This window comes from Halomonas sp. M4R1S46 (assembly GCF_025725685.1).
Lineage (GTDB): Bacteria > Pseudomonadota > Gammaproteobacteria > Pseudomonadales > Halomonadaceae > Halomonas.
This window is the reverse complement of record NZ_CP107008.1, coordinates 591,461-603,837: the sequence shown is the minus strand read 5'-3', so window position 1 is coordinate 603,837 and position 12,377 is coordinate 591,461. Positions and strand designations below refer to the sequence as shown.

Below are 12,377 nucleotides of genomic sequence, written 5' to 3'. Positions count from 1 at the left end.
ATGTTAAAGGGGAATCGGGGTCGGGAATCGGGGTCCGTCCCTGAGGGATCCCCACGAACTTCGGCTATCCGTCGCATAAGGCCTGCCCCCTGACCTCCTCCCAAAGGCTTGCTCGAAGTGTTCTCCAGGCGGGCCAAGGAGCCGCACCGGCACGATGACGCCGCAGCCATTCCAGGCCTAACCGCCACACGGAGAGCACGTTCCGGTGCCGGATACTGTTGCTCTGGTAGCGCCGCTGTTGACCGCTGTACGGACATGCAGGCCGGCCAGCATCGCGATCAGCAGCAGGATCTCGATGCGTTTGCCCTGGCGAGATTGGTGCATGCCGAAGCCCAGGCCAAACAAGGGGCTCTTGATGTCACGGAAGCCTTCTTCAATCTGCATGCGCTGCCGGTAGATAGCGACCAGCTTGTCCGCCAGCGAGGAGCGCTCCGGCAGGTTGCTGACCAGCACCCAGGGCTCCTTCTGGCGCTGGGCCATCGCCCGACTGTGGCCGCCCTGGGAGACCTGACCTCGCTTATTGCGATGTCTGCGCCCCTTCGGCGGCCGATGATAAAGCACCATGCGGGTGGTCAGCGGGTTGCTCTCGGCGATCTGGACGGAACCCAGCGCTTGCGGTACCGCGCTCGCTTGTTGAAACAAGGCGGTCACTGGCCGCCACGCGTCGCCAGACACCTGGCAGCGAGTGGGGCTGCGAACCCGGCCAACGTAGTACCAACCACGCGCCTCGACCGCCTTGAACCAAGGATTGCGAAAGCCCGCATCGGTGACCAGGATCGGCGTTGCCTTGGCCGGCAGGATCTCGGCCAAGGCCGCGAGCAAGTACGCTTCACAGTGTTGGCAGCCATCCTTGTGGTGGACCTTTTCGAATATCGGCAATGACCGCCCGGCGAACGGCACCGCCGCGCGTAGCAGAAACTGTTGGCCGCGATCATCGATCCGGTGACCAGTCCACCAGAATCAGCGGGCGCGTCGTGTGGCCGATCAGCAGGGTGGCCACCAACCAATAGAACAGCGGCCGCTCCTGGTGCAGATGAGGGTTGCCCAGCAACCGATCGACCCGCTTGATGGTGTGTTTGGTCGCCACCGGTCCTGGCAAGGCACGCCCCAGGGCGGCCAAGCCCAGGCGGCGCTCCCCCAGCAGGGCCCCCACCATGTCGAGTAGTGCCTGCAGGCGTTTGGCATGGATCGAGGGGAGTGATGACGTCAGCAGAGTATGCAAGAATCGAGGGGCCTGCATGGGTCTCCTTCGGCATCTTGTTGGTTTGGCGATTAACAACATGCCAATCCATGCAGGCCTTTTCAATTATATCCTTCTGATTTTTCTGCCTATTTCTTGGGGATCCGTCAGGGTCTGTCCCTCATTTCGCTCCATGCGATACCGCACCAAAATGAGATACTTCCCTATAAGTACAACCACCCCCTGTCAACCCCACCATCCTTTGTAAAATAAATTAAACATCCTCATCAGCCTCCCGCTCTTCTCTCTTACTATGCAGCTCATTAATAAACATAACATTGCTATACATTACATAATATATAGACTCAAACTGAAGGAGCGTGATAACAACCACCAAGGAGACAGATATACTTTTCACCAACCCAACATCAAAATTTATCAACGCCGGCTGCAAAAGAATCTTACCCAAAAAAACAAGCATTATCACGACAACAACAAAAGAAGATCTAAGGACACTACCCACCAGACCTTCCAACCTTTTCGTCTCACTAAGTGACTCACCAAAATCAGCGTATTCCACTTTTGATGGATTTACAATTTTCCTCAACGCATTGGGGTATAAAAAAGCAATCCATATACCCATAATCGTAAAGACCATAGCCGACACAGCAAGCAACGACTTCAAGTAACCCTCAAGCTGAACATAGCTATAACTCAAAGAAAAATGCTGGGCATAAAAAAAGACTAAAAGAAATGAAGAAATGTAAAGGAGTGATTTTTTCCAGGCTTTCATCCCCTCCCCTCCTTTGGAGCTTCAGCGGCTTTATCACGCGGAATGAACTTACTCAAATACCGAAACCGATTATCCCTCACCTTATTACGCAGTTGCTCAGCAGTGATTATATCGCCTTCGCGATCACTAAAAACAACTGAGTCTTTCAACCTATAGCGATCCACCCATACAACACCTTTATCCGTCTCAAAGCCAACATTATCCCACTTATCTTTAGGGCGAGTCTCATGAGTACTTTTCGCTATAATTTCTCTGATCTCAAGCGACTGAAGGACTAGCTTCAGCTCTCACCTCAACTCTTCTTGACTTGGCCTTAGATTTTGCTGTGACATAAGGAACCCAATCAGAAAACTTTTTCACCCATTCAGCACGAGCGTCTTGAGAATCAACCCTAACAGTCTCTCTTCGCACTATGTGTGTGACTTTCTTCGAAAGTTCTTGAAGCTCGACACTTGAGGTTTCCATAAACTTAAGAGAGACAGAAAAAGAATAACGATACCTAACGCTGTCATCTCCCGAATAAAAAATCCTCACATATCCACAATCAGTATATTCTCTTTCCCGATCAGGATGCCTTACCCTGTTACTAACGCAAGAAGAAACGTAATCCTGAAACAACTGTGCATCACACACAGAATGATCAAACTTCATAGAAACCACCGCATTATATTTTGGGATAATCCAATAATAACAAGGACGCCCCCATATCATTTTTTTCCCACGGTGCTTACCACTATGTTTAACGACCTCCCCACCGCCACCAGCATCATCTTCAGGAACACCTAAAAGCCCTTCCATACCACCTGGGTCAGATTTCCAAAGAACCAGGAAAAAATCGCCCGTCTCCTCACATTTAAAAATATCTTTGCAATATGCTTTTGGCTTATTAGACCTTGACTTATCAGGATCCCAAGGAATAGTAGAAGAAAATGGCCTACCTTTGACCCAGGACAAAATCAAATCAAAAGTTTCGGTGGCTTCACAGCCAAATGTCTTTTCATCACCATTTCGATATAGACCGCAGCGATCTATATTAAAAAAATTCATGTGCCCTACGTCTACCATAAAAACCACTTCAAGTTAATAAATTGTATAATTATAATACTTTAAAGTAACGGGCTCGCCTAGAGGCGAGCCCGTTACTTCATCCCGAGGCTATATAAGTTAGAAGGGTAGGGTTATCACTCCCACTCGATGGTAGCCGGCGGCTTGCTGCTCACGTCGTAGGTGACGCGGGAGACGCCGCTGATCTCGTTGATGATGCGGTTGGAGACCTTCTCCAGCAGCTCGTAGGGCAGGTGCGCCCAGCGGGCGGTCATGAAGTCGATGGTCTCCACGGCGCGCAGGGCGATCACCCACTCGTAGCGGCGGCCGTCGCCGACCACGCCCACGGACCTCACCGGCAGGAAGACGGCGAAGGCCTGGCTGGTCTTGTGATACCAGTCGGCGTTGTGCAGCTCCTCGATGAAGATGGCGTCGGCCTCGCGCAGGATGTCGGCGTATTCCTTCTTCACCTCGCCGAGGATGCGCACGCCCAGGCCCGGCCCCGGGAAGGGGTGGCGGTAGACCATGTCGTAGGGCAGGCCGAGCTCGACGCCGAGCTTGCGCACCTCGTCCTTGAACAGCTCGCGCAGCGGCTCGACGAGCTTGAGCTTCATGGTCTCGGGCAGCCCGCCCACGTTGTGGTGCGACTTGATGACATGCGCCTTGCCGGTCTTGGCGGCGGCGGACTCGATCACGTCCGGGTAGATGGTGCCCTGGGCCAGGAAGTCCACGCCCTCGATCTTGGCGGCCTCGCTGTCGAACACGTCGATGAAGGTGTTGCCGATGATCTTGCGCTTGACCTCGGGGTCGGCCTCGCCCTTCAGCTTGTCGAGGAACAGGTCCTCGGCGTCGACGCGGATCACCCGCACGCCCATGTGCTTGGCGAAGGTTTCCATCACCTGGTCACCCTCGGCCTTGCGCAGCAGGCCGTTGTCGACGAACACGCAGGTCAGCTGGTCGCCGATGGCCTTGTGCAGCAGGGCCGCCACCACCGAGGAGTCCACGCCGCCGGAGAGGCCGAGCAGCACGTGGCGGTCGCCCACCTGCTCGCGGACCCGACTGATCTGGTCCTCGATGATCTGTGCCGGGGTCCAGTTGCGCTCGCTGCCGCAGACGTCGAGCACGAAGTGCTCGAGGATGCGCTGGCCCTGCAGGGTATGGGTCACCTCGGGGTGGAACTGCACCCCGTAGAAGCGCTTCTCCTCCCAGGCCATGGCGGCGATCGGGCAGCTGGGGGTCGAGGCGGTCACGGTGAAGGCGTCGGGCACCCTGGCCACCTTGTCGCCGTGGCTCATCCAGACGTCGAGCAGGCTCTTGCCGGTCTCGTGGTCGATGTGGTCGGCGATGTCCTTGAACAGCGCGGTCTCCTCGTCGACGCGCACCTGGGCGTAGCCGAACTCGCGCTTGTGGGAGCCCTCCACGGCGCCGCCGAGCTGCTCGGCCATGGTCTGCATGCCGTAGCAGATGCCGAACACCGGCAGGCCCAGCTCGAACACGCACTGCGGGGCGCGGGGCGAGCCCAGCTCGGTGACGGATTCCGGGCCGCCGGCGAGGATGATGCCGTTGGGCCGGTACTCGCGGATCTCGGCCTCGGTGATGTCGAAGGCGCGGATCTCGGAGTACACGCCGATCTCGCGCACGCGGCGGGCGATGAGCTGGGTGTACTGGGAGCCGAAGTCGAGGATCAGGATCTTGTGGGCGTGAATGTCGGTCATCTGGCCTTTCCTTTGGGAAGCAACAGGGCCGAAAACGCGAAAGCTGGAAGCGGCGCGGCCACTTCCAGCTTCAAGCTTCCGGCTTCAAGCTTGAGTTAACCCGCGCGATAGTTGGGGGCTTCCTTGGTGATCTGCACGTCGTGAACGTGGGACTCGTTGAAGCCGGCCCCGGTGATCTTCACGAACTCCGGCTTGGTGCGCATCTCCTCGACGTCGCGGCAGCCGGTGTAGCCCATGGAGGCGCGCAGGCCGCCCATCAGCTGGTGGACGATGGCGCCCATCACGCCCTTGTAGGGCACGCGGCCTTCGATGCCTTCCGGCACCAGCTTCTCGGCGCCGGCGTCCTTGTCCTGGAAGTAGCGGTCGGCGCTGCCCTGGTTCTGGGCCATGGCGCCCATCGAGCCCATGCCGCGGTAGGCCTTGTAGGTGCGACCCTGGTAGAGCTCGATCTCGCCCGGGGCCTCCTCGGTGCCGGCCAGCAGGCCGCCGACCATCACCGCGCTGGCGCCGGCCGCCACGGCCTTGGCCAGGTCGCCGGAGTAGCGGATGCCGCCGTCGGCGATCAGCGGGACGTCGTAGGGCTTGAGCGCCTCGGCGACGTTGGAGACGGCGGTGATCTGCGGCACGCCGACGCCGGCCACCACGCGGGTGGTACAGATGGAGCCGGGGCCGATGCCCACCTTGACGCCGTCGGCGCCGGCCTCGGCCAGGGCCTTGGCGGCTTCGGCGGTGGCGATGTTGCCGCCGATCACCTGGATCTGCGGGAAGTGCTCCTTCACCCAGGCCACGCGCTCGAGCACGCCCCTGGAGTGGCCATGGGCGGTGTCGACGATGATGGCATCCACGCCGGCCTCGGCCAGGGCGGCGATGCGGTCCGCCGTCTCCGGGCCGGTGCCCACGGCGGCGCCGGCCAGCAGGCGGCCGTCGGCGTCCTTGGCGGCGTGGGGGAAGGTGCGCGCCTTCTCGATGTCCTGGAAGGTGACCAGGCCGCGCAGCTTGAACTCGTCATCCACCACCAGCATCTTCTCGACGCGATGCTCCTGCATCTTGCCCTTGATCACGGGAAGCTCAGTGCCCACCGGCACGGTGACCAGCTTGTCGCGGGGCGTCATGATGTCGGCCACGCTGTCGCCGTGGTTCGGCTGGAAGCGCATGTCGCGCTCGGTCACCAGGCCCACCAGGGCCTCCCCTTCCACCACCGGGAAGCCCGAGAAGCCGTATTCCTTGGCCATCGCCAGCAGGTCGGCCAGCTTGGCCTTGGGCCCGACGGTGACCGGGTCCTTGACGATCACGCTCTCGTGCTTCTTGACCTTGCGCACCTCGCCGGCCTGCTGCGCGATGGTCATGTTCTTGTGGATGATGCCGATGCCCCCTTCCTGCGCCATGGCGATGGCCAGGCGAGCCTCGGTGACGGTATCCATGGCGGCGGAGACGAGGGGGATGTTGAGGTAGAGGTCGCGGGTCAGGCGTGTCCGGAGGCTGACGTCCTTGGGCAGGACCTCGGAGTAGCCGGGTACGAGTAATACGTCATCGAACGTAAGAGCTTCTTGGGCCATACGTAGCATAATCGGCAACACCCAGTGCGCTGGTGGGAGGGGAGTGAAGTTAATCAACCATTATAACGGCCAAGGGTGGGTCACGTCACGGGGGAGAGGCCATGGAAGCGTAGCCCGCCTACGAGCCGGCCCATTAGAAAAGCTGGTATTACCATTCCAGGTTCACCGCAGTGAACTAAAATGAAGAGGCGCGACCAAGGCTTCTCTCATACAACGTTTCACTCAGGAAAGGGGTGTCGACATGAACTGGGACCAGATCGAAGGCAGGTGGACAGAGCTGAAAGGCAAGGCTCGCTCGAGCTGGGGCGAGCTCACCGATGACGAGCTGGATCAGCTCGAAGGTAAGCGCGACCAGCTGGTCGGCAAGCTGCAGCAGCGGTACGGCCTGTCCCGCGAAGAGGCCGAGAAGCAGGCCGATGAATGGGCCAGGAAGCTCTAACCCGAGTTGTGACTCGATCGACGAGCCACAGGAGGACTACCATGCACAAGCACGTACTGACCGTTGCGATTGCGGCCCTGGCTGGAAGCCTCGCCCTCGGTGCCCAGGCTGCCGAGGAGCCCAGTGCCCCCCAGGGCCTCTACGCAGCCGATGACATTCTGGGCTCCGATGTCGTTCTGGCCGACGCCCCCGAGGAAGACGTCGGTAGCGTGGAAAACCTGTTGCTCGATGACGACATGCGCGTCACCGCCATCGTGGTCAAGAGTGGTGCGGTCCTGGGCCTGGGCGGACGCGAGGTGGTCGTCGAAGCCGAACAGTTCCGGCTCGAAAGCGAGCTGGAGGAGGCTGGCGCTACCACGCACCGCATCCTGGTGGAAGCCACCGCCGAGGAGATGGAAGCGTTTCCGGAGTATGACCGTGACTGGTGGGAGCAGGCCAGGGAACAAGCACGCGAGACCTGGGAGAGTACCCGCGAGGGTGCCGCAAGCGCCTGGCAGAGCACGCGCGAGGCCCTGAGCCCCGACGAAGAGCCCACGCACGAGCCTCCCGAAGACACTGAAGTCCCCGAAGAGGCTGCAGTCCCCGGGGAGGCTGATGCGCCCGAAGAGACTGAAGTCCCCGAGGAGGCTGAAGCGACCGAAGACAACGCCTGATCTCCGCTGACGGGCCATCGCCCCACCGCCATGACATGACGCCGAGCCGACCAGGCTCGGCGTCATGGGTGGGTAGCCGCCATGATATAGAGTAGCGGCTCGCCCCCGTCAGGATGAGAGAGTGCCATGTCCCGCCCCGATGCCCCTGCCCTTTCCGTCAGCGAAGTGAACCGCCGCGCCCGGCAGACGCTGGAGCGCGACTTCGGCGAGCTGTGGGTCGAGGGCGAACTCTCGGGAGTGTCGCGGCCGGGCGAGGCGTAGCGGCGACGGAGTGCCGTGGCGGGGCCTGGCCGCCCTCAGTCGTCGCGGCGGAACTCGCGGCGCCAGCGGGCCAGGAAGGCGTCGCGGCGCTGGGGGTCGACGAAGGCCAGCAGCGAGGCGTTGAGGGGGATCGGGTAGAGCCGCTCGCCCACCTGGTCGCGCAGCCGCTGAGCCGTGTAGGGCCCGACGATATCCGGGCGCACGCTGAACAGCGGGGTCTGGCCGGCCAGCACCCGCTGGCCCTCGCGGCCGAGCAGGAAGTCGACGAAGGCCTCGGCGGCCTGGGGATGCGGCGCGTCGCGGTGGATGAAGGCCATGCGCATCATCACCAGCGAGTAGTCCTGGGGCACCTGCACGATCACCTCGGGGTGGTCCTGGGCCCAGACCATGGCGTAGGAGCCCAGCAGGTTGTAGCCGAGCCAGTAGCGCCCCTCGCTCAGGCCCTCGAGCATGGCCCGGGTGCTGGCCTCGAGGCGGGCGTCGACCCGGCCCATGCCGGCCACCAGGTCCCAGAAACGCGGCGTGTAGCGGGCGTCCTGCTGGAAGAGGGTGTAGCCGACGCCGCTCTCCAGCGGCGAGTAGGTGGTCACCCGCCCCGCCAGCCGCGCCGGCTCGGTGGTCAGCAGGCGATGCAGGTCGGCGTGGGTCTGGGGCGGCACCATGTGCCGCGAGAGGTCGAGCCGGTAGGCCATGACGATGGGCTCGAAGGTGAAGCCGAACACCTCGTCGCGCCACTTGGCCCAGGCCGGCCAGCGCCGTGCCGCCGGGGAGTCCAGGCGCCGTGCGTAGCCCTCGTTGACCCGGGCCATCTGCCAGGGCATCGCCGAGCTGATCACCACGTCCGGCGCCGGCTCCCCCGCGGCGACGCGGGCGTCGACCTCCAGGGTCGAGCGGTCGCGGAAGTCCAGACGGATCTCGGGATGGGCGGCGCGGAAGGCGGCCAGCAGCGGCGCGACCACCTCGCGGTCCAGCGCCGCCTCCACCACCAGCGGCGTCGACTGCGCGCGGGCCGGGCCGCCCAGGGCCATCGCCATCGCCAGCCCCAGGGCCAGCCAGCCCGCGAGGCGGCGGCCGCGGTGGATGGCGGTCATGACACGTCCCTCCCCTGGCACCGGGCCAGGTGCAGCGTCACCACCAGGCCGTGGGGCTCGCGCCCTCCCAGCACCAGCCGGCCGCCGAGCCGCCGGGCGATGGAGTCGACGATCGCCAGCCCCAGCCCGGAGCCGTCGGTGTCCTGGCGGCCGCCCCGCTCGAAGGGTTGCATCAGGCGCTCGCGGGCCGCGGCGGGCACGCCCGGGCCGTCGTCCTCGACGAACAGCGCCACCTCGTCGCCGTGGGCCGCCACGCCCAGGGTGATCACGCTGCCCGGCGGCGTGTAGCGCAGGGCGTTGTCGATCAGGTTGCCGAGCAGTTCACGAATCGCCCAGCCCTCGGCGCGCACCCACAGGGGGCCGGCGGGCAGCTCGGCGAGGCCCAGGTCGTGGTGGCGTGCCACCTCGCGCCCGGCCCAGTCGAGCACGGTCTCGCGCAGCACGGCGGCGAGATCCAGGGGAGCGATCTCGCCGGCCTCGTCGAGGTGGCGCAGGCGAGCCAGGCTCAACAGCTGGCCGGCCAGGCGGCTGGTGCGCCCGGCGCCCTCGTGCACCGCCGTCAGCGCCGCCTGCCAGTCCGCCGGGTCCTCGCTCTGCAGCGCCAGCTCGCTGGTGCTCTGCAGCCCGGCCAGCGGCGTCTTGAGCTGGTGGCTGGCGTCGGCGGTGAAGCGCAGCAGCGCCTCGCGGCTCTGGCGCTGGCGGGCGAACAGGTGATCGAGGGTCTGCGCCAGCTCGCGCATTTCCTCGGGTACCCGGGCGTCGAGGGGGCGCATGTCGTCGGCCCCCCGGTGGCGCAGCTGGCGGCGCAGCCGGCGCATCGGCCCGAGCGCCACCCGCAGGGCCATGGCCATCAGCACCCCGGCCAGCAGCACCATGGCCACGAAGCGGGTCAGGGTGCGCTCGAACAGCTCGTCGGCCAGCGCCACCCGACCGCCCCGGGTGTGGCCCACCCAGATCTGCACCGGCTCCTGGGAGACCCAGCCCGCCGAATCGACCTCGCGGCCATAGAGCCGCCAGGCGGCGCCGTCGAGCCGGGCGGTCAGTGCCATGGGCGCGCTGGTCACCCGCTCGCGCCAGGCCGGCTCGATGGCGAAGGGCAGGTTGGTGGACACCGCCTCGCCGGCGGCGTCGAGCACGGCGTAGAAGACCCGCTCCTGGTGCCGGGTGGCGAGGATCTGCAGGGCCGCCGCCGGCACTTCCACCAGCGGCTCGCCCCGCTGCCACTGCACGGCCTCGGCGATGGTCAGGGCGGCGGCCTCGAGCTGGCTGTCGAAGGCCCGCTCGGCGGCCCGGCGGGTGCTCATCCAGGCCTCGACCATCAGCAGCGCCCCCAGGCCGGTCACGGTGACCAGCAGCCACACCGCCAGGCGGCGCTTGAGCGAGCCGGTCACCTCGATCACGCGGCGTCGTCCTCCAGCCGGTAGCCCAGCCCGCGGAAGGTGCGGATCTGCAGGCCGGTGCCGGAAAGCCGCTTGCGCAGCCGGCTGACATAGACCTCCAGGGCGTTGGAGCCCACCTCGTCGAAGCCGAACAGACGCCGCTCGAGGGCCTCCCGCGGGGCGATGCTGCCGGCGTGCAGCAGCAGGCCCTCGAGGAGCAGCAGCTCGCGGCGCGGCAGCGCCAGGGGGGTGTCGTCCAGGGTCGCGGTGCCCGTCGCCGGGTCGAAGGCCAGGCGCCCGTAGCGCAGCCGGTTGTCGCTGCGCTGCTGGCTGCGCCGCAGCAGGGCCCGCACCCGGGCCTCCAGCTCGGCGAGCGAGAACGGCTTGGCCAGGTAGTCGTCGGCACCGTGGTCGAGGCCGCTGACCCGGTCGTCGATGGCGTCCCGGGCGGTGAGGATCAGCACCGGGGTGGTGTCGCCGCGGTCGCGCAGCGCGGCGAGCAGCTCGAGGCCGTCGCCGTCGGGCAACCCGAGGTCGAGCAGCACCAGGTCGAAGCGGTCGTGGCGCAGGGCGGCCCTGGCCTCGGCGTGGGTGCCGAACACCTCGACGGTATTGCCCAGGGGGGACAGCGCCTGCTCCAGGGAGCGGGCGATCAGCGGATCGTCCTCGATGACCAGCAGGCGCATACGACCAATGTCTCAGGGGGTGACAGGGAAGGTGACAGGTTGATGAAAGGTGGCGGCCCTAGCATCGCCCTGGCCATCACGAGATGGCGGGCGAGGCCCTTGCCCGCCCCGTAGAACAAGAGAACAGGAGTTCGTCATGAAGATCAACACGGCCATCCGCCACGCCTCCGGCATCGCCCTGCTCGGCGGCGCCCTGTTCGCCGGCCAGGCCCAGGCCGCCGGCGACACCGAGTGCATCGCCCCCGCCAAGCCCGGCGGCGGCTACGACCTGACCTGCCGCCTGGCGGCCAACGGCCTGCAGGAGACCGGGCGGATCGACGCGCCGATGATGGTGACCTACATGCCCGGCGGCATCGGCGCCGTGGCCTACAACCACGTCAACGGCGTGCGCAGCGACGACGAGAACCTGATCGTCGCCGCCAGCACCGGCGCGGCGGTCAACCTGGCGCTCGGCAAGTTCGGCCAGTACGACGCCGACGAGGTGCGCTGGCTGGGCGCCCTGGGCGTCGACTACGGCGCCATCGTGGTCAGCGCCGACGCCCCCTGGCAGTCGCTGGATGAGCTGATGGCCGACCTCCAGGACGCTCCCGGCGAGATCGCCTTCGGCGCCGGCGGCACGGTGGGCAGCCAGGACTGGATGAAGGCCGCGCTGACCGCCAAGGCCGGCGACATCGACCCGCGCCAGCTGCGCTACGTGGCCTTCGAGGGCGGCGGCGAGGCGCTGGCCGCGCTGCTCGGCGACCATATCCAGGTGTTCACCGGCGACCTCTCCGAGCTCAAGTCCCAGCTGGAGAGCGGCAAGATCCGCGTGCTGGCCGCCCTCTCCGAGCAGCGCATGGGCGGGCCCTATGCCGAGATCCCCACCGCCGCCGAGCAGGGCTATGACGTCCAGTGGCCGATCTGGCGCGGCTACTACATGGGCCCCGAGGTCAGCGACGCGGCCTACGACGCCTGGGTGGAGCGCATGCAGGCCCTGGCCGAGGACCCCGAGTTCGCCGAGCTGCGCGAGGCCCGCGGCCTGTTCGCCATGTCGCGCTTCGGTGACGACTTCGACGGCTACGTGAAGGCCCAGGTCGCCGACTTCCGCTCCCTGGCCGAGGAGGTGGGCCTGAAATGAGCGATCTCGCCAAGCCGGTCGCCGACCGGCTGTTGGGGATCGTGCTGATCGGCCTGGCGGCGTTCGTCGCCGTCCAGGCCATCCACCTCGACGTTCCCTTCAGCTACGAGCCCGTGGGCCCCCGGGCGTTTCCGCTGGGCCTTTCGATCCTGCTCGCCGGCCTGTCGCTGGTGCTGGTGCTCAAGCCCGGCGCCGACGGCCATTGGCCCCACCGCGCCCTGGCCCTGCGGCTGCTGGTGGTGCTGGGGCTGTTGCTGGCCTACGCCATGCTGTTCACCCGCCTGGGCTTCATTCCCACCTCGCTGCTGGTGGTGGCGGCCCTGGCACGGCTGTTCGGCGCCGGCTGGGGCAAGGCGCTGCTCAGCGGGGTGCTGCTGTCGGCCGGCAGCTACGTCCTGTTCACCGAAGGGCTCGGCATCGGCCTGCCCACCGGGTACTGGCTCGCCGCCATCCTCTAGAGGAC

General features: G+C 65.0%; 13 protein-coding genes and 1 pseudogene. 5 read left to right on the top strand and 9 right to left on the bottom strand.

The genetic code is table 11. The features are described from left to right. Nucleotides 1-177 precede the first annotated feature (177 nt). From OCT48_RS02845 to guaB, 6 genes are all read right to left on the bottom strand, one after another. Entirely contained in the window at nucleotides 178-900 is a 723-nt protein-coding gene (locus tag OCT48_RS02845; RefSeq protein WP_263591241.1) for an IS4 family transposase, read from the bottom strand. Between the two features lie 31 nt (nucleotides 901-931). Beyond that, complete coding sequence (locus OCT48_RS02840) at nucleotides 932-1,240, bottom strand: hypothetical protein (RefSeq protein ID WP_263591240.1); 309 nt, start codon at nucleotides 1,238-1,240, stop codon at nucleotides 932-934. Nucleotides 1,241-1,454: 214 nt separating this feature from the next. Continuing rightward, entirely contained in the window at nucleotides 1,455-1,973 is a 519-nt protein-coding gene (locus tag OCT48_RS02835; protein ID WP_263591239.1) for a hypothetical protein, read from the bottom strand. 258 nt (nucleotides 1,974-2,231) lie between these two features. Continuing rightward, entirely contained in the window at nucleotides 2,232-3,020 is a 789-nt protein-coding gene (locus OCT48_RS02830) for a hypothetical protein (RefSeq protein WP_263591238.1), read from the bottom strand. A 134-nt stretch (nucleotides 3,021-3,154) separates the two neighbouring features. After that, nucleotides 3,155-4,732: a glutamine-hydrolyzing GMP synthase gene (guaA, locus tag OCT48_RS02825; protein ID WP_263591237.1), complete on the bottom strand. Its 1,578-nt coding sequence runs from the start codon at nucleotides 4,730-4,732 to the stop codon at nucleotides 3,155-3,157. A 95-nt stretch (nucleotides 4,733-4,827) separates the two neighbouring features. Beyond that, entirely contained in the window at nucleotides 4,828-6,297 is a 1,470-nt protein-coding gene (guaB, locus tag OCT48_RS02820; RefSeq protein ID WP_263591236.1) for an IMP dehydrogenase, read from the bottom strand. Between the two features lie 232 nt (nucleotides 6,298-6,529). Between guaB and OCT48_RS02815 the strand changes: the two genes are divergently transcribed. The 3 genes and pseudogenes from OCT48_RS02815 to OCT48_RS02805 all read left to right on the top strand — a co-directional run. Then, on the top strand, nucleotides 6,530-6,727 hold the full coding sequence (locus OCT48_RS02815; protein ID WP_263591235.1) for a CsbD family protein: 198 nt from the start codon (nucleotides 6,530-6,532) through the stop codon (nucleotides 6,725-6,727). A 41-nt stretch (nucleotides 6,728-6,768) separates the two neighbouring features. Next, nucleotides 6,769-7,380 carry a PRC-barrel domain-containing protein gene (locus tag OCT48_RS02810; RefSeq protein ID WP_263591234.1) on the top strand — a complete coding sequence of 204 codons (612 nt, stop codon included), beginning with the start codon at nucleotides 6,769-6,771 and terminating at the stop codon, nucleotides 7,378-7,380. A gap of 126 nt (nucleotides 7,381-7,506) precedes the next feature. Further along, a pseudogene (locus OCT48_RS02805) lies at nucleotides 7,507-7,629 on the top strand (exodeoxyribonuclease VII large subunit); the annotation flags it as partial. 47 nt (nucleotides 7,630-7,676) lie between these two features. Here OCT48_RS02805 and OCT48_RS02800 read toward each other — a convergent pair. Genes OCT48_RS02800 through OCT48_RS02790 form a run of 3 tightly spaced genes read right to left on the bottom strand, consistent with a single transcriptional unit; the run spans nucleotide 7,677 to nucleotide 10,797 of the window. Beyond that, the gene (locus OCT48_RS02800; protein ID WP_263591232.1) at nucleotides 7,677-8,732 is read right to left on the bottom strand and encodes an ABC transporter substrate-binding protein; all 1,056 of its coding nucleotides are present in this window, start codon (nucleotides 8,730-8,732) and stop codon (nucleotides 7,677-7,679) included. Next, a complete protein-coding gene (locus OCT48_RS02795; protein WP_263591231.1) occupies nucleotides 8,729-10,132 on the bottom strand; it encodes a sensor histidine kinase in 1,404 nt (467 codons plus the stop codon). Before OCT48_RS02795 ends, OCT48_RS02800 begins: the two co-directional genes overlap by 4 nt. Further along, nucleotides 10,129-10,797 carry a response regulator gene (locus tag OCT48_RS02790; RefSeq protein ID WP_263591230.1) on the bottom strand — a complete coding sequence of 223 codons (669 nt, stop codon included), beginning with the start codon at nucleotides 10,795-10,797 and terminating at the stop codon, nucleotides 10,129-10,131. Before OCT48_RS02790 ends, OCT48_RS02795 begins: the two co-directional genes overlap by 4 nt. Nucleotides 10,798-10,933: 136 nt before the next feature. Here OCT48_RS02790 and OCT48_RS02785 point away from each other — a divergent pair, with 136 nt between their 5' ends. Continuing rightward, a complete protein-coding gene (locus OCT48_RS02785; RefSeq protein WP_263591229.1) occupies nucleotides 10,934-11,914 on the top strand; it encodes a Bug family tripartite tricarboxylate transporter substrate binding protein in 981 nt (326 codons plus the stop codon). After that, complete coding sequence (locus OCT48_RS02780; protein ID WP_263591228.1) at nucleotides 11,911-12,372, top strand: tripartite tricarboxylate transporter TctB family protein; 462 nt, start codon at nucleotides 11,911-11,913, stop codon at nucleotides 12,370-12,372. The genes OCT48_RS02785 and OCT48_RS02780 overlap by 4 nt, the downstream gene beginning before the upstream one ends. The last annotated feature ends 5 nt before the right edge of the window (nucleotides 12,373-12,377 follow it).